15 protein-coding genes are annotated in these 16249 nt (G+C 52.7%); 6 read left to right on the top strand and 9 right to left on the bottom strand.

Annotated elements, in window-relative coordinates; genetic code table 11:
• The first annotated feature begins 165 nt into the window (after positions 1-165).
• On the top strand, positions 166-1074 hold the full coding sequence (feaR, locus tag ACOTY9_RS01530) for a transcriptional regulator FeaR (protein WP_348565738.1): 909 nt from the start codon (positions 166-168) through the stop codon (positions 1072-1074).
• On the opposite strand, the gene ACOTY9_RS01525 is transcribed toward feaR, so the two are convergent.
• From ACOTY9_RS01525 to ACOTY9_RS01505, 5 genes are all read right to left on the bottom strand, one after another.
• The gene (locus ACOTY9_RS01525) at positions 1075-1392 is read right to left on the bottom strand and encodes a YdbL family protein (RefSeq protein ID WP_023330315.1); all 318 of its coding nucleotides are present in this window, start codon (positions 1390-1392) and stop codon (positions 1075-1077) included. It lies immediately after the preceding gene.
• A 7-nt stretch (positions 1393-1399) separates the two neighbouring features.
• Positions 1400-1591 carry a YnbE family lipoprotein gene (locus ACOTY9_RS01520; RefSeq protein ID WP_014169918.1) on the bottom strand — a complete coding sequence of 64 codons (192 nt, stop codon included), beginning with the start codon at positions 1589-1591 and terminating at the stop codon, positions 1400-1402.
• Positions 1588-4227 carry a YdbH family protein gene (locus ACOTY9_RS01515; protein ID WP_348565537.1) on the bottom strand — a complete coding sequence of 880 codons (2640 nt, stop codon included), beginning with the start codon at positions 4225-4227 and terminating at the stop codon, positions 1588-1590. The genes ACOTY9_RS01520 and ACOTY9_RS01515 overlap by 4 nt, the downstream gene beginning before the upstream one ends.
• 202 nt (positions 4228-4429) lie before the next feature.
• On the bottom strand, positions 4430-4753 hold the full coding sequence (locus ACOTY9_RS01510; protein WP_248177527.1) for a hypothetical protein: 324 nt from the start codon (positions 4751-4753) through the stop codon (positions 4430-4432).
• Between the two features lie 2 nt (positions 4754-4755).
• Complete coding sequence (locus ACOTY9_RS01505; protein WP_248177525.1) at positions 4756-5511, bottom strand: DUF4225 domain-containing protein; 756 nt, start codon at positions 5509-5511, stop codon at positions 4756-4758.
• A 359-nt stretch (positions 5512-5870) separates the two neighbouring features.
• Here ACOTY9_RS01505 and ACOTY9_RS01500 point away from each other — a divergent pair, with 359 nt between their 5' ends.
• On the top strand, positions 5871-6860 hold the full coding sequence (locus ACOTY9_RS01500; protein WP_023338286.1) for a 2-hydroxyacid dehydrogenase: 990 nt from the start codon (positions 5871-5873) through the stop codon (positions 6858-6860).
• Between the two features lie 19 nt (positions 6861-6879).
• On the opposite strand, the gene ACOTY9_RS01495 is transcribed toward ACOTY9_RS01500, so the two are convergent.
• Both ACOTY9_RS01495 and ACOTY9_RS01490 read right to left on the bottom strand, forming a co-directional pair.
• Entirely contained in the window at positions 6880-8088 is a 1209-nt protein-coding gene (locus tag ACOTY9_RS01495; protein WP_248082216.1) for an MFS transporter, read from the bottom strand.
• Positions 8089-8194: 106 nt separating this feature from the next.
• Positions 8195-8647 (bottom strand): MarR family winged helix-turn-helix transcriptional regulator, encoded by a 453-nt coding sequence (locus tag ACOTY9_RS01490; RefSeq protein ID WP_023330311.1) that lies wholly within the window; start codon positions 8645-8647, stop codon positions 8195-8197.
• A 239-nt stretch (positions 8648-8886) separates the two neighbouring features.
• On the opposite strand from ACOTY9_RS01490, the gene ACOTY9_RS01485 reads away from it, so the two are divergent.
• On the top strand, positions 8887-9009 hold the full coding sequence (locus ACOTY9_RS01485) for a DUF1330 domain-containing protein (protein ID WP_348565739.1): 123 nt from the start codon (positions 8887-8889) through the stop codon (positions 9007-9009).
• Between the two features lie 145 nt (positions 9010-9154).
• Positions 9155-9589: a universal stress protein UspF gene (gene uspF / locus ACOTY9_RS01480; RefSeq protein WP_023338284.1), complete on the top strand. Its 435-nt coding sequence runs from the start codon at positions 9155-9157 to the stop codon at positions 9587-9589.
• Between the two features lie 75 nt (positions 9590-9664).
• On the opposite strand, the gene ACOTY9_RS01475 is transcribed toward uspF, so the two are convergent.
• Both ACOTY9_RS01475 and dcp read right to left on the bottom strand, forming a co-directional pair.
• Positions 9665-12235 carry a bifunctional diguanylate cyclase/phosphodiesterase gene (locus tag ACOTY9_RS01475; protein WP_348565538.1) on the bottom strand — a complete coding sequence of 857 codons (2571 nt, stop codon included), beginning with the start codon at positions 12233-12235 and terminating at the stop codon, positions 9665-9667.
• Positions 12236-12532: 297 nt separating this feature from the next.
• Positions 12533-14566 carry a peptidyl-dipeptidase Dcp gene (gene dcp / locus ACOTY9_RS01470; RefSeq protein ID WP_348565539.1) on the bottom strand — a complete coding sequence of 678 codons (2034 nt, stop codon included), beginning with the start codon at positions 14564-14566 and terminating at the stop codon, positions 12533-12535.
• A gap of 142 nt (positions 14567-14708) precedes the next feature.
• Between dcp and ydfG the strand changes: the two genes are divergently transcribed.
• Positions 14709-15455, top strand: a complete 747-nt coding sequence (gene ydfG / locus ACOTY9_RS01465) for a bifunctional NADP-dependent 3-hydroxy acid dehydrogenase/3-hydroxypropionate dehydrogenase YdfG (protein ID WP_023330307.1) — start codon at positions 14709-14711, stop codon at positions 15453-15455.
• A gap of 91 nt (positions 15456-15546) precedes the next feature.
• Positions 15547-16233, top strand: coding sequence for a GntR family transcriptional regulator (locus tag ACOTY9_RS01460; protein WP_014883681.1), 687 nt, complete (start codon positions 15547-15549; stop codon positions 16231-16233).
• The last annotated feature ends 16 nt before the right edge of the window (positions 16234-16249 follow it).

The raw sequence follows: 16249 nt of genomic DNA, 5'->3' as shown, positions 1-16249 counted from the left end.
GTGACATTCGCTTTGCCACCTGTGACAGGTGCCGCAAATCGTGATAATTCCACCTTATATCGCTGTTCCCGATGAGTGTTCTTTCCTATAGTCAGCCCAGAGCTCTGACAAAACGCAACATAAATGCAACAATGCGAAAACATTGACGGTGCAGTGAGAGAAACGATGGCGTGTGCAAGCGAGCAGGAACAGTATCAGCAGTGGCTGGCGCAGATTAACCAGGTGTGCGGGCGTTTTAATGCACAGCCCACCGGGGGAAAATTCGTCGGCGAACTGGAGACTAGCTATGCGCGCAGCCTGAAGCTCAGCACCGTCACCGCCGGCGGCGTAAATCTGTTCCGCTCCCGTCAGGAGATCAAACAGAGTAATGATGCCTGGTTCTATACCGTCTTCCAGCTTGAGGGCAGTGCGGAAATTGAACAGGATGACCGTCGCGCTGTGCTCCGAACAGGCGATATCACGCTGCTTGACGCCTCCCGACCCTGCTCAATCAACTGGCAGGAAAAATCCCGCCAGATTTCGCTGCTGGTACCCCGCCAGATTATCGAGCAACAGTGTCGTTTCCATGAGATTAGCTGCGCGCTCGCCCTCTCTCGCTCGCTGCCAACGGTACAGCTGAGCCATCGCCTGCTGATGGAAAGCATGAACAACGCCGACCTGAGTGACCGGGAGAGTGAAGCCGCGCTCGAAGCCATGGTCTGCCTGCTGCGCCCCGCATTTCAGCAACGCGACGTGATTCAGCCGCGCAAGGAACGCCTGTTCCAGCATGTCGTGGCGCTGATTGACGATCATATTCAGTCTGACTCTCTGCGCCCGGAGTGGATTGCCGCCGAGAGCGGGATGTCCGTGCGCAGCCTCTACCGCATGTTTGCCGAGAAGGGGCTGGTGGTCGCGCAGTACATTAAAAACCGTCGGCTGGATCTCTGTGCGCAGGTGCTGCGCTCTGCCGGGGATGATGAAAAGCTGGCGGGAATTGGCTACAGCTGGGGGTTCACCGACCATAGCCATTTTTCAACGGCCTTTAAGCAGCGTTTTGGCGTCTCGCCCGGCGAATACCGCAAGCGCCACCGCTAGCTATTTTTTCAGCCATTTACCGTTAATTCCCTTCACGTATTCGCCCGGCTGCGCACGGGCAACCAGTTTTTGCCCCGCCATTTTCGCCACTTCATCGACCGGTAAATTATTGCTGTCGGCAAGCTTCTGATAGCTCTCGGTGCGCGCCGCGTTAATACGGTTTACCAGCGCCAGCGTTTCAGCATCCTGTTGGATCGGGGCAATATACCCGCTGAGTGTTTCCCCCACGCGCCCCTGCGCCCGGGCATCATTTAAGGTCAGCGCAGCCGCCTGCGCATTCATCCCCAGAGCCAGTAAAATCAGAGCTAGTCGTTTCATGGCATCCTCAGAACAGATCGCTGCGCGATTTCAGCAGGGTTTCAACGTCTTTATCGACCTTAATGTGGATCTCGTGTTCGATTTTGACATTCATATTGATGGTAATCGGCTCTTTCGGCGCAGCGACTTCAATACGCGGCGTACAGCCGGTCAGTAGCGCAGCAACGGCAACGGTGAGTACACCAGCCATCTTTTTCATTGTTGTTCCTCACTTTCCTTGCCAGTCGAACTGCGGAGACCGGGTATCGCCGCGTGTTGCTCAAACCAGGTTTGCAGGTTGTCTCCAAAACGCAGGCTGCGCCAGAGGGTAAAGACATTCTCGTCATGGGTATAGTTCAGGTTGACGGAGCTGCTTTTACCATCCACACGGCTGGTTCCCTTGATGGTCGCCTGCATGGTTAATTCACCCAGGTTATCTAAATTGATTCTTGTCCACGAACGAGAAATTTCCATATAGCGGAGCCAGTTGATCGCGGCACCCGCAACCATATTATCTTTCACGATGGCATCCGCCGTATCTTTATCGATACGCAGCGTCATTGGGCCAGGGTTGGTCAGCCAGCCATCTTTAATGATCCATTTTTCATTGTCCAGCCAGAGTGGCAGCGCCCCGCTTACCGGGCCTGACATGGCAAACTGTTTCGGATTGACGGCGCCGATCAGTTCACTTGACGAGATATTGTCCACGCGAAGCAGCGCCGGATCGTGCTGCGGCATCCGCAACTGCTGCATCGTAATCTTCCCGCCGAGGGTTTCCACTTTCACGTTGGTAAGCAGCAGCGGATTGTCCTCCGTCCAGGGATAATCGCCCTGTAGATCGGCGGTAATATTGCGCGCGGTCACCAGGTTTTCCACTTCGCCAATACGCAACGTAACCGGGCCGCGCGTGCCCAGGGACCAGGTCCCCTTGCTGAAGCGGAACGGCAGCACAAAATCGACACCGTTGATCTGGTTATCCGGCATCCAGGCGCTACCGGCTTTCAGCACGCCGTGCCCCCCCGCCTCAAAGCCCTGATAGGCTGCCGCCGAGAAAGCCACCTGCGCATAGAGTACCCCGTCACGCAGCGTCATTTTCCAGTCCGGAGGGATCAGAGGCTGGAACACGGTGAGCGACTGTTTCGGCCACCAGGCCTGCCCGCGAAGGCGTTCACCATCCCAGCGACCATTCACCTGTACCGGGCCGATTTTCTCTGCATGGAGGTCGCCCTTAAACTGGAACACCGTCGGATCGGTGCCGTCGACGCTAAAGGTCAGCACCGACGGTGGCAGCGTGCTGCCACCGGAGAAACGGGTTTGCCCGGCATTGAGCGCCAGCGCGCCGCTGAACGTCGGCTTTTCGGCGTCACGGAACCAGCGCACGGGTTGATCCAGCACCAGACGCGGCGTGCTGACCTCCATGGTTCCATACTGGAGCTTGTCAAAACCGGTGGAGAGCGCCGTGAGCTCAATGAGTTTGTCACGCCACTCGCCTTTCCCGGCGACATCCCAGCGGGCATGCATCGGCGTAAAACTCCCTTTTCCCCAGTAGCGCCACTGCCAGAGACCGCTGTCGGGTAAAAAGTCGTTCGCCTGCCCGTCCAGATGCAGTTCAAAATCGCCCATCTCGTTTTCATGGGCACGCAGGATAGCCTGTAACCGCCCGTCCACGCCCTTCTGCGTCAGCTTCACACCTGCCAGCGGCCAGCGGATTTCATCGATATCAAGCGAGTCAATGATGCGCCCGCGCGAGCGAAGCAGTGCGCCCGGTTCAAAGGCGAGTTGCGGTTCATATACGCTGCCGGTCAGTGTTGCCGGCAATTTGGCATAAAGAATGAGGTCGTTTTGCTTCGCCTCACCGCTGAGATGCAGCGGCATGTCGCTGTTTTCCATACTGAGCCTGCCTGGCCCAATATTGAGTACCGCGTTGCCTTTCCCCGCATCACCATGGGTAAGCACGTTCAAACGCCCGGTCAGGGTGGCTTTCTCAAGCCCCTGCTGCCAGTTATCGGCGCGAAGCGAAACGCGTCCGCTCAGCGGCATACCGGACAGATCCCAGTTCCAGCGCCCGTCGCTGATGTTCAGCTGTTCCGCCGTAACTTGCCACGGCAGATCGAGCAGTGGATCAGGGTTGTCTCGCGCCATCACCACCAGTTGTCCACGGTTGTCTTCCCAGTCCAGATCGGCATCGACGAGAGACGTCAGTTGTGGCACGTTAAAGGTTGCCACCGCGTGGCCTTTTACCGGCACGCCATCCGGCACCAGCGGCAGAGTGAACTCCCCCACCAGTTTAATGGGCTGCGGCTGATCGGGAAGCTGCACATCGAACTGGCTGACCGAAAGCGTCTGGCCGCGAAGCGTTCCTTTAATGCTCACCTGCTCGCCTTTATAGGCTATCTCCTGGCTGGACGGGGTCAGCGAGGCCTTCAGCTCACCCTGCCACTGCTGCCAGGGCGAGAGGGTGAGACGGTGAATGGTCAGCCAGGTATTCGGTAATACCGCCTGCCACTGCGCCAGCGTTTTGGGGGCAACGGTCGACGGCGCGGATTGGGGAATTTTGCTGAGGCAGACGGCGTTAAGATCCAGCGCGCCGATATCCAGCTGCCAGCGGCTCGGATGTGACAGCGTCACGTTCTCAATGCGAGCAATTTCGCACTCTTCAACCAGATAGCGGAGATCGGGGATCACCAGCGCATGACGAGTCAGTTTAGGACTCTCTTCGAAAGCGATACGCGTCCCGACGGGAAGCCAGATTCCGGCAAGCGTCGGTACCCACTGAGCGAGCGTCATCAGCAGCGTCAGCGGCAATAAAATGAACAGCAGTAAAAGCGCAAGTGCGGCTTTGTATTTACCCTTCATGGGCAGTTAATATCCTGATTTAGCGAAAGAATTAAGCCAGCAATGCTGAACATTGTCGCATGTTTAGCGGGTCAATTGAAGCCAAAGGCAAGTTTAAGGATAGAAGCTGTAGCGATATGTGGTAAATTTTTTTGCTATGCATAACCCTAAGAACATATTAAATATTCAATGGGTTATGCATAATTAATGAAATGATTACGAATCAGAACCTGTTCCTTGGCATCGCCAGCAGGTAAAGCATTGCGAATACCAACGCCCCCCAATACACTGAATCATAACGCCAGGGATCAAAGTCAATATGTAAAAAGCCGCGAACAAACTCGTAGCCATTGGCAAATACGTTAATTTGTATGGCCGCAATGGCTATCACAAACAATGTATAAGCAATAAAAAGTGGATATTTGCGGAGCTTGTTAACCTTGAGTTTCCCCATGTATAGCAAGAAGAAAACGGCAATAGATACAATAAAATAGCACAAGGCAGGCAAAATGGGCGGAGTTAATGACAACTCAAACTGTTCCGACATAATTAGTTCTCTTTAGCTATCTGGTACATCTGCCAACCAGTGACGCTTCCACTGGTTAAATCCAGAGCCATCGCGGTTTTAGAGGCTTCTTGCCATCCTCTAATATAATCAGATTCGATATTGCGAAATAAACTCCATGATTTTTCTCTCGGTGCCAGGACTCTCCTGCCCGCACCGTAGGCTGATAATGAGATATCCACTACACCATAAACAATATCAGCTTCATTATTTCCATAACCGAGTTTCGCTGCTGCATAACGATATGCATCTCTTAACGTTCCAGAACGATCTTCGCGGTAGAGAAGATAGTACCCATTTTCATACATATTGTTTAACCCATGTGTAATCATAGGCGCGCCATATGCTGCACATGCAAGGCCGAGCGAGCCGACACACAAACTAGCGCCACCATACACTTGTGCACCACCCGCAACAAAACCAATCTGTTTTAGAGCTAAGGTCGTTGTAGTTGTACGATTTTTTTCGACGACGATGTACAATTTTGCTCGGTTAAAGGTAAGTAAATCATCCTGCTCCTTAAGATGACGTATCTGTTCATCAAGCAATTGAACGCCACCTGACCAGGACAGGCAGTGTGATTCAATCTCCCTTTTAAGATAATCAACACGTTGTTGAGTCTCGAAAAACATGCCTGATGTACCATAAAGCAAATGCTTTGCGGCAGTACGCTGAGCAAGATTTTCAATTTCTAAGACTTTCTCCTCGAAAAGGCTTTTCTCCCGGTTATGGTTGTACACTCGGCCTCCCTGTCATTTGAAAATGATAACTCTAATACTACCTTCAATATCAAGACATTCAAGGGGCCGTGCCTATGAGAGACTGAGTGTATCAACACGGAGATATTGTTTGATCCTTTTCCCAAACATACATACTTGTTGTGTTCGACGTTTGGTTCGTAACCACATCTGGCAATGACTTGCAGGCATGGCGCGGGCAAATTCCCGCAGCGAAAATGTTGGATATGAATATCATGGAGTTAGGGTAACAAGATGCTCTAGAATAATTCATAGAACTTATTGAATTCAATAATATTTTAGAAATTGTAAGATAATTTTAATCATGCTAACGTGAATGCAAAATCACTGGAGAAAGTCTTATGAAACTCGCGGTATATAGCACAAAGCAGTACGACAAAAAGTATCTGCAACATGTTAACGAAGCTTACGGGTTTGAGCTTGAATTTTTCGACTTTCTGCTGTCCGAAAAAACCGCCAAAACGGCGCACGGCTGTGAAGGCGTCTGCATTTTTGTTAACGATGACGGCAGTCGTCCGGTGCTGGAAGAGTTGAAAAAACAGGGAGTGAAGTATATCGCCCTGCGCTGTGCAGGCTTTAACAACGTGGATCTCGATGCGGCGAAAGAGCTGGGGCTGAAGGTGGTGCGCGTTCCGGCCTACTCCCCGGAAGCCGTCGCGGAACATGCGATTGGCATGATGATGTCGCTCAACCGTCGTATTCACCGCGCTTATCAGCGCACCCGTGATGCCAACTTCTCGCTGGAGGGGCTGACCGGCTTTACTATGTACGGTAAAACCGCAGGGGTGATCGGGACCGGGAAAATTGGCGTCGCTGCCCTGCGGATCCTCAAAGGCTTTGGCATGCGTCTGCTGGCGTTTGATCCGTATCCAAGCGCCGCGGCGCTGGAGCTGGGCGTGGAATATGTCGACCTGCCGACCCTGTTCTCGCAGTCTGATGTGATCTCCCTGCACTGCCCGCTGACGCCGGAAAACTATCACCTGCTTAACCAGGCGGCGTTTGACCAGATGAAAGACGGCGTGATGATCATCAACACCAGCCGTGGTGGCCTGGTTGACTCTCAGGCCGCTATCGAAGCGCTGAAAACCCAGAAGATTGGCGCACTCGGGATGGACGTGTATGAGAACGAACGCGATCTGTTCTTTGAAGACAAGTCCAATGATGTGATTCAGGACGACGTGTTCCGCCGCCTGTCTGCCTGTCATAACGTCCTGTTTACCGGTCACCAGGCGTTTCTGACGGCTGAAGCGCTGATCAGCATTTCAGAAACCACGCTGGGTAACCTGCAGCAGCTGGAAAAAGGCGAAACCTGCCCTAACGAGCTGGCATAAGTATGACGCCGGGTGGCGGCTATGCCCCACCCGGCGTACTGTCTGTTTCCCAGGTTCGGTGAGCAACGCGCCACCAGAGCAGGACGGCCACCAGCGCAATCGCGCTCAGCACGCTGAATGCCGTCGCAAAGGAGTAATACCCGGCTATCGTGCCGGTTAACGCCGGGCTCATCGATGCCCCAACGCCCTGCATCAACATCACCACGCTCTGCCCGGCATTGACGTGCCCGCTCCCTCGCAACAGCACAACAATAAACGACGGTACTACGACGCCGAGGATGCCTGCGGCCAGCCCGTCGAGAATTTGCACCGGGATCATCATCAACGGCGCGTCCGTGGACGCCGCCAGCGCCGCACGCACCGGCATCACCAGCAGCGCCAGCATAATTAATCGCCAGTAGCCGTAGTGTTCTATTCTCCGTGCGACCCAAATGGCGACGGGGATCATCACGGCCTGAGAAATAATGACAGTGCCCGCTGCATACAAGCCGGGGTTGATTGAAGCGGGTGCCGCCGCCACCCTCATGCTGAGCATCGGTAACAGGGCAGCGTTCGCCAGATGGAACAGGAGCAGCGTCAGTCCGGTAACAAACAGCGCCCGGTTTTTAATCAGCACCGCAAAGCCCGGAACAGGCAGGTTCGCTGGAGAGGACAACCCGCGCGCGGCATTGTTGTCGATATCCTTATTGCGAATGGCAAGCAGCGCACACAACGTTAGCAACGTCGTACAGGTCATCAGCAGGAAAATTCCGCCGACGCCCCAGTACCAGGCAATGCCGCCAGCCATCAGTGCGGTCATAAAATTGCCCGCATGATTAAACGCCTCATTTTTGCCCATCTGCGCGCTGAACCCACTCTGGCCGGTCAGCCCTAAGGTAATTCCGGTGATCAATGGCCCCACAAACGCCGCACAGATGCCGGTGATAATTTGTGAAACGGCGACAACGCCGCTCTGCTGGCTAAACCAGAGCAGAAGCGTGCTCAGGGTGATCAACAGGCAAAGCAGCGCGAGTACAGCGCGTTTGTTTCGGGAGGTGTCGGTGATGAATCCCGCCGGGAGCGTGGCCAGTAAACCCGCCAGCCCGCCCGCCGTCATCAGAATACCAATATCATCAGGCGTCCAGTGACGTTCGGTGAGAAAAATACCGAGAAAAGGGCCGAGGCCATCGCGGACATCCGCAATGAAAAAACTGGTCAGGCATAACGCCCGCAGCGAACGAAGAGACATACTGCCTGCCTTTACAAAGGGTCGCCTGAAAAAATTAAAACGTAGTATACCCGGCATTGCGCGGTTTGGTACGTCGCGTCGCAGGTACGGATTGTCGCGGATCGCGTCATAAAGAAGCAGTGGCTTTGCCCAGGCTTCTCATCATATTCGTCGTCAGGCTAAGTTGTTCGCTCCCCATCTGATGGGACAGTTCTTCCATCGCTGCCTTCCATACCGGAATGACCTGTTCGAGCAGGCTCCAGCCCTCTGCTGTGAGGGTGAGTCGTTTACCGGCACGCCCCCGGCCTCCCACCGCGTCGATAATGCCGCGGGACACCATACTACCTATATTTCGACTCAGCGTGGTGGCATCTACCCCCGCCCTTGCGGCCAGTTCTGCAACGGTTTCATTGGGTGCACCTCCGATCCCAACCAAAAGACTGAACTGCTCTGCGGTCAGACCAAACGGTCTTAAGCAGGCGTTGTAATAGCGTGTAATAGCCCGGGCAGTGGCTCGCGCCTGAAACACAGGACAGACTTCCGGAATGGTCTTCAGCAGCGCCACATCGATGTTGTTCATCTTTTCATCTCGACAATCAATACAATATCAAATACTGTATATACACTATTAATCAGATTTGAGGAACAGTGATGCCCGCATTCGTCCACATCAACTTACGTATTATTGACCCTGCGCGACAGGCCAACCTTGCCCCCCGCTTCACATTAGCGTTAGAGGAAGCGGGAGGGAAAATTGTGCATTTTGGTTCGGTTGCAGAAGTACTCTAAGGCGATGAAGCCCCGTTACCCTATGCTGGCATTTTTGAATTCCCGACTTTAGATCAGGCGCTTGCTTTCTATCATTCAGAAAAGTATGCGCCGATTAAGGCTGAACGCCAGCTAGCCCAGCAGGCCAGGATGTTCATCGTCACGACAGGCTGAACGCGTCATTGACCCCATGCCGGGAACGTTCGCCTGTATAGCTATCACAGAACCGAAATTTGTCTCCGTTATGACAACCTGCTCTCTGTTTTCCTGGAATTAACGGTCTAACCTGAATTGTGTAAAAAACACTCAGGAGGGACAAATGTACAATTCAATTTTGGTTCCAATTGATATTTCCGAAGATAGCCTGACGCATATGGTGATTCCTTTCGTTCAGGCTCATACCGCACTTAACACAGCTAAAGTCCATTTTCTTACGGTCATTCCTTCGCTACCTTATTATTCATCTTTAGGCCTGGCCTACTCCGTGGAGATGCCGAAGCTAAAAGAGTTCCAGCATGCGGCCTTAGAAAAACTGGATGAAATCGTTAAGCAATTTAAAATTCCGCCAGAAAAGGTGCAGACGCACGCCGTTACGGGATCGCCAAAAGATCAGATCCTTAAACTCGCGGACACGATCGGCGCCGACCTGATCATCATCGCCTCCCATAAGCCTGACATATCAACGTATCTGTTAGGTTCAAATGCGGCGGCAGTGGTGCGCCACGCAAAATGCCCTGTGCTGGTCGTAAGATAAAAAACCGGGCGAAGAGCCCGGTTTTTTTGCTGACACTTCCCTGTCCCAGGGGGCGCGGAAAATGCTAAAACGCGTTTATGTATTCACCACGCTGGCGTTTAAATTGAGATCGGCAATGGCGGCGGGTTTTCCAAGTAAATATCCCTGAACTTCATCACACTTATTTTTTTTAAGAAAAGCCAGCTGTTCGCTGGTCTCCACTCCTTCAGCGGTCACTTCCATGGAATAGGCTTTACCCAAATCGATTATCTTCTCGACTACCGATTGGTTCTGTGGCGAATCCGCTAAGGTAAAAATAAAGCTTTTATCGAGCTTTAGCCCATCAAACTGAAACTTTCGAAGATAGCTCAGAGAGGCATAGCCTGTACCGAAATCATCGATCAGAATCCGTACGCCCATTTTTTTGAGGGCTTTCATGGTGTGCAACGTTTTTTCTGGATCGGAAAGCGTGACATTTTCAGTCACTTCTATTTCCAGCCTGGTGGGTTCAAGTCCCGTTTCGTGAAGAATTTCTTTTACTCTTTCAGCCAGATCGCTCGCCTGGAATTCAATAGCCGAAATGTTGACTGATACCGATAACCCTGGCAATTGTTCTTTGGCCTCCGTACACGCTTTACGAATGACCCAGTTGCTGAGGCTAATAATCAGCCCTGTTTCTTCAGCCAACGGGATAAACTGATCGGGCATCATGGTTCCTCGATCCGGGTGTTGCCACCGGACCAGCGCTTCGACGGCATCTGTTTTCGAATATCGGAGGTTATAACGCGGTTGATAAACCAGATAGAGTTGGTCTTCGCGAATGGCGGTCTTCAGCTCCAGTTCGAGTTTTCTGCGTTCGGTCAGCTTTTCCGACATATCCTGGCGATAATAGACCCATCGGTTTCTCCCGGATTGTTTTGCCTGGTAAAGCGCAATGTCAGCATAGCGCAGAAGATCGTTTGCGCTGTTGCCGTCTTGTGGCGCCAGTGCAATCCCCATGCTTACCCCTATTGTCACATCATTGCCATCAATGGTGAAAGGACGGTTGAGTTCTGACACGATGCGCTGGCACACCTCTTCAATCTGGTCTGTCTGGCTGGTATTACCGAGGAGCAGCATAAATTCATCCCCGCCCTGCCGTGCAACAAAATCACCGCTCCGAATACAGCTTTTAAGACGTAAGGCGACCTCGCCAAGCAGAGCGTCGCCGGTGGAATGCCCAAAAATGTCATTGACGGGTTTGAACTTGTCCAGATCCAGGCAAATCATTGCAAAGGGATAATTATTGACGCCTTCATTCGCTAACCGGCCCGCCAGAAACTCCTTAATATGATACCGGTTTGGAAGCCCCGTTAATTCATCATGCCGTGACAGGAATTCCACACGTTTAGTTGCTTCCACTTCCAGAGAGACATCTGTTGCCGCGCCCCGTAAAACCACCGAACCATCAGGCTGAGAAGAAAATTTAGCCAGAAGCGTGCAGTAGGACGTGGATTGCTGATAGTTAATATAAGGGCAATTCTTAAATTCGAAGCGTCCAGTTAATTCCCAGTGGCGGACACGATCATAAAGTAAGTGACTTGTCGACGGAAAGAGCTCATCCAGCCTGCGGCCGATCCATTGACTATGTTCATATCCCGTTACCGTGGAGAAACGACCTGATAGCCATGTAATCTTTAACGATAAGTCAGTTTCCCAGAACCAATCGCTGGTTGTTTCACTGACATCCCTGAATCGTTTTTCACTGGTGATAAGATTCAACCGTGCCTGCTCAAGGAGAAAGGCATTTTCGTCATGAATTCTCGCCTTGTGCATAATATGACGCATAAGGATCACCGTCATCGATATTGTCAGCAGTACGGAAAGAATGAGTAATGGCAGGAAATAAACGATCAGCGCCTGGCCAGGATTTTCACTGTCCCATAAAATATGCACATCACCATTTGGCGTGCTTATGGTCAATGACGTCTGATTATTCACTTCATTGGGTGAAATGCGAACATTTTTGATGGCGGCATCATGCCCAATCGCAAGGAGTTTTTTAGCCGTTAATTTGTCGACAAACACCATGACTGAAGGCCTGCCCGGTAACGGTTGCACACTCGAATCATCACCCGTTGTTATCCATTCAGCAGAAACAATGGCCGGTATGCCGTCGATAAGCGTTAGCATGGACACCGGCAATCCCTTTTTTTTGCTCAGTTCACTGAGTAAACGGTCTTTTGTGGATTGACCCAACCAACGCTCCAGATCTTCAGGTATCCGTTTCCCGGAAATCACGCTGTAGCGCGTGGCGCCTTCCGGAGAGAGAACAAACACCCCCTCATAGCCAAAGTTATCATACAGAGACTTGCCAAGATTCTGCTTATCCCATGCCCAGTGCATGTCAACATTCTGATGAAGATGTTTGTAGGCATCCCCCCACTCGGCATAGTCTTTCAAATGGCTACGGATGCTCTCCTGTCGGGTATCTAACGCTTTTCTTAGTAAGAAATCATCATGCGAATCGCTGATTTCATTAACATTATTTTTTATTATCAACAAAGAAATTATTGCCGCCGCAAAAATAGCGATCAGCAACGTTACAACATAGGTAAAGGTTTTATTTATCAGCCTCTTAGAATGCTCAGCATCCGTAAAGCCAGGAGTGGTCAGAGGTAGGGTCATCTTTCGCCTTCTTAACTGCTATAACGTCGATTTTTTTGTTATCCTCATTTATCGGCATAAAAGGGCAAAAATTTAGAATTAAAAAAGACATTTGAAAGAAGATTTTATTTCTTACAACCCAGTTCAAATTATTAACAGTTCTCGAATGTAGAGCTTTGTCTCTATTAATAAAAAATCCTTTTATCGGCGCGTTCAATTTCACCGGTTATCTTTCAAAAGCATGCTAAAATATCGCTGATTAAAGGGTATAAAAAACCGGGCTTCACGCCCGGTTCTTTTTTTCAGCCCAAATGGACACTATTCACTTAACCCACGATTCTCCAGCATCGGTTCAATCCTCGGATCGTGCCCGCGCCAGTTCCGGTAAAGTTCACCTAAATCAGTGCTGTTCCCGCGCGACAAAATCGCCTCGCGGAATTTCTGTCCGTTTTCACGCGTCAACCCGCCCTGCTCGACAAACCACTGATAGCCATCGTCTGCCAGCATTTGCGTCCACAGGTAGGCGTAATACCCCGCCGCATAGCCACCGCCGAAGATATGGGCGAAATAGCTGCTGCGATAACGCGGGGGTACCGCGGGCAGGTCCAGCCCCTCTTTTTTCAACGCAGCCGTTTCAAAGGCTTCAACGTCAGATTCGGCTTCACTGATGGCGTGCCAGTTCATGTCCAGCAATGCCGCACCCAGCAGCTCCGTCATGTCATAACCCTTGTTGAAATGGGTCGCGTTGAGCATGCTTTCCCGCAGCGCGTCCGGCATCGGTTCACCGGTTTCGTAGTGACGGGCGTAGCGGGTAAATACCTGAGGATGGCTGGCCCAGTGTTCATTGATCTGCGACGGAAATTCAACGAAATCACGCGGCGTATTGGTACCGGACAGCGTGGCGAAGCGCTGGCTGGCAAACAGACCGTGCAGGGTATGCCCAAACTCGTGGAACAGGGTAATTACGTCGTCCCAGGAGAGTAACGCGGTGCCCCCGTTACCCGGTTTTGGGTAGTTACAGACATTGTAGATAACCGGGCGGGCAGAAAACTCAAAAGATTGTTCAACGAAATTGCCCATCCAGGCTCCGCCCTGCTTGGAATCGCGGGCAAAGAAGTCGCCGTAAAACAGCGCCATCCCTTCACCGGTATGGTCGAAAATTTCCCATACGCGAACGTCCGGATGATAAACCGGAATATCGAAGCGTTCCACGAAGCGGATACCGAACAGCTGGCTGGCCGCCCAGAAGACGCCGTCATGCAACACGGTATTGAGCTCAAAGTAGGGCCGGATCTGCGACTCATCAAGCGCATATTTCGCCTGGCGCACGCGCTCGGCATAAAAGGCCCAGTCCCAGGCCTGCACGGTGAAACCGCCCTGCTCGTCATCAATCACTTTCTGAATATCGGCCTGTTCGCGCTCCGCACGGGCTCGGGCGGCAGGCACAATGCCGCGCATAAAGGCCAGCGCGGCGTCGGGGGTTTTCGCCATCTGGTCGGCAATACTCCAGCTGGCGTAATCCTCAAAGCCGAGCAGGCGAGCCTGACGCGCACGGAGCGCCGTCAGACGCAGGATCAGCGCGCGGGTATCGTTTTCATCCCCTTTCTGGGTACGCGTCCAGCCTGCGTTGAACAGGTTTTCACGCGTCTGCCGATTGCGCAGCGCAGAGAGCGCAGGTTGTTGAGTCGTATTCAGCAGTGAGATCAGCCAGCGGTCGTTAAGCCCTTTTTCCGCGGCCGCCTGCGCGGCGGCGGCGATCTCTTCTGCACTGAGCCCCTCAAGCTGATGCGCATAATCCACCACCAGCCCACCCGCTTTATCGGCGGAAAGCAGACGCTGGTTAAACTGGCTGGTCAGGGAGGCTGCCTCGGTGTTCAGCGCCTTCAGCTCGGCTTTTTCTGTCTCATTCAGACGCGCACCGGCCAGAATAAACCGCTGGTAGGTCTCCTCGACCAGCCGACGGGACTCGGCATCCAGCGCACCGCGATCTTGCCAGACGCTCTCAACGCGGGCGAAAAGTGTGTCATTCAGCCAGATGTCATTCGCCAGCGCGGCAAGTTCAGTGGAAAACTGCTCCTCTAACTCTTGCAGGTACGGATTGGTATGCGCAGAGGTCATGGCGAAAAAGACGCTGCTGACGCGCGAGAGCATAACGCCGCTTTTCTCCAGCGCCAGCACGGTATTATTGAAGTCTGGCGCGGCGGTTTGCGAGACAATCGCATCAATGTCCGCCCGCTTCTGACGCAGCGCTTCATCGAACGCCGGACGATAGTGACTGTCGTTAATCTGATCAAAATGGGGTGCCTGGTAAGGCAACAGACTGATTTCAAAAAAAGGATTCGTGGCCGTCATCTTTCACTCCTCAGAACGGATATCTTCCCAGAGTAGGCCAGGCCGCCATCACCTGCAATGCTGTCATACAAATGTTGCCTTAACGCACCCTCTGCGGCCGTGCTATGTTAGTACAACACAAAAAGCGTTGAGGAACAGTGAGATGATTATTTTAGTTACCGGGGCAACGGCGGGTTTTGGTGAATGCATCACGCGTCGCTTCGTCGCCAACGGGCACAAGGTGATTGCAACGGGCCGTCGTCAGGAGCGCCTGCAGGAGCTGAAAGACGAATTAGGTGACAGCATCCTGACCGCACAGCTGGACGTGCGCAACCGCGCAGCCATTGAAGAGATGATTGCTAACCTGCCTGCCGAGTGGCGCGCCATTGATCTGCTGGTCAACAACGCCGGACTGGCGCTGGGCATGGAGCCCGCGCACAAAGCCAGCGTTGAAGACTGGGAAAACATGATCGACACCAACAACAAAGGGCTGGTCTATATGACTCGCGCGGTGTTGCCGGGCATGGTTGAGCGTAATCGCGGTCACATTATCAATATTGGTTCTACCGCCGGGAGCTGGCCTTACGCGGGCGGCAACGTCTATGGTGCGACCAAAGCGTTTGTCCGTCAGTTCAGCCTGAACCTGCGCACCGATCTGCACGGCACCGCCATTCGCGTTACCGATATCGAGCCGGGTCTGGTGGGCGGCACCGAATTCTCCAACGTGCGTTTCAAGGGTGACGACGCGAAAGCGGATAAAACCTACGAAAATGCTAATGCGCTGACGCCGGAAGATGTCACTGAAGCGGTCTGGTGGGTGGCGACGCTGCCTAAGCACGTCAACATCAATACCGTGGAAATGATGCCAGTGACCCAGAGTTTTGCCGGACTTAGCGTCCATCGTGGCTAAATAAGCCCCACCCGGCCTGCGGGCCGGGTCTGTTTCGGGTTCGAAAAGAATGGTAGTATGTTCAGGCTAACTCTCTGAGAAATGACAACTCATGGCCGCTGAATCGCAACTCAATCCCACCCAGCCCGTAAACCAGCAAATCTATCGCATTTTGCGACGTGATATTGTCCATTGCCTGATTCCGCCGGGAACGCCGCTTTCTGAAAAAGAGGTCTCGGTGCGTTTTGACGTCTCCCGTCAGCCGGTGCGTGAAGCGTTCATTAAGCTTGCTGAAAACGGCCTGATTCAGATCCGCCCGCAGCGCGGCAGCTACGTAAACAAAATTTCACTTTCTCAGGTGCGTAACGGCTGTTTCGTTCGCCAGGCCATTGAATGCGCGGTCGCCCGCCGGGCGGCAACGCTTATCAATGATAACCAGTGTTACCTGCTGGAGCAGAACCTGCATCAGCAGCGTATAGCGATCGACCGTAAGCAGCTCAACGATTTCTTCCAGCTCGATGATGAATTCCACCAGAAACTGGCACAAATAGCGGATTGTCAGTTGGCCTGGGATACCATTGAGAACATCAAGGCCACCATCGACCGCGTGCGTTATATGAGCCTCGATCACGTCTCCCCGCCGGAAATGCTGCTCAGACAGCATCACGATATTTTCAGCGCGCTGGAAAAACGCGACCCGGACGGCGTGGAAAAAGCGATGACGCTGCATTTGCAGGAAATCAGCGAATCCGTGCAGCTTATTCGTCAGGAAAACAGCGAGTGGTTTAGCGAGGAGTAATATTCGCCGCACCCTG

The sequence above is a fragment of the Enterobacter cloacae complex sp. SHL012 genome, from assembly GCF_049237505.1.
Classification (GTDB): domain Bacteria; phylum Pseudomonadota; class Gammaproteobacteria; order Enterobacterales; family Enterobacteriaceae; genus Enterobacter; species Enterobacter kobei.
This window is presented reverse-complemented; position numbering and strand designations above follow the sequence as displayed.

Excerpts from the sequence above, each read along its gene's own strand:
- ACOTY9_RS01500 (WP_023338286.1), top strand. The coding sequence starts at position 5,871 with ATGAAACTCGCGGTATATAGCACAAAGCAGTACGACAAAAAGTATCTG.
- ACOTY9_RS01460 (WP_014883681.1), top strand. The coding sequence starts at position 15,547 with ATGGCCGCTGAATCGCAACTCAATCCCACCCAGCCCGTAAACCAGCAA.
- ACOTY9_RS01495 (WP_248082216.1), bottom strand. The coding sequence starts at position 8,088 with ATGTCTCTTCGTTCGCTGCGGGCGTTATGCCTGACCAGTTTTTTCATT.
- ACOTY9_RS01510 (WP_248177527.1), bottom strand. The coding sequence starts at position 4,753 with ATGTCGGAACAGTTTGAGTTGTCATTAACTCCGCCCATTTTGCCTGCC.
- uspF (WP_023338284.1), top strand. The coding sequence starts at position 9,155 with ATGTACAATTCAATTTTGGTTCCAATTGATATTTCCGAAGATAGCCTG.
- ACOTY9_RS01515 (WP_348565537.1), bottom strand. The coding sequence starts at position 4,227 with ATGAAGGGTAAATACAAAGCCGCACTTGCGCTTTTACTGCTGTTCATT.
- ACOTY9_RS01475 (WP_348565538.1), bottom strand. The coding sequence starts at position 12,235 with ATGACCCTACCTCTGACCACTCCTGGCTTTACGGATGCTGAGCATTCT.
- ACOTY9_RS01490 (WP_023330311.1), bottom strand. The coding sequence starts at position 8,647 with ATGAACAACATCGATGTGGCGCTGCTGAAGACCATTCCGGAAGTCTGT.
- feaR (WP_348565738.1), top strand. The coding sequence starts at position 166 with ATGGCGTGTGCAAGCGAGCAGGAACAGTATCAGCAGTGGCTGGCGCAG.
- ydfG (WP_023330307.1), top strand. The coding sequence starts at position 14,709 with ATGATTATTTTAGTTACCGGGGCAACGGCGGGTTTTGGTGAATGCATC.
- dcp (WP_348565539.1), bottom strand. The coding sequence starts at position 14,566 with ATGACGGCCACGAATCCTTTTTTTGAAATCAGTCTGTTGCCTTACCAG.
- ACOTY9_RS01525 (WP_023330315.1), bottom strand. The coding sequence starts at position 1,392 with ATGAAACGACTAGCTCTGATTTTACTGGCTCTGGGGATGAATGCGCAG.
- ACOTY9_RS01520 (WP_014169918.1), bottom strand. The coding sequence starts at position 1,591 with ATGAAAAAGATGGCTGGTGTACTCACCGTTGCCGTTGCTGCGCTACTG.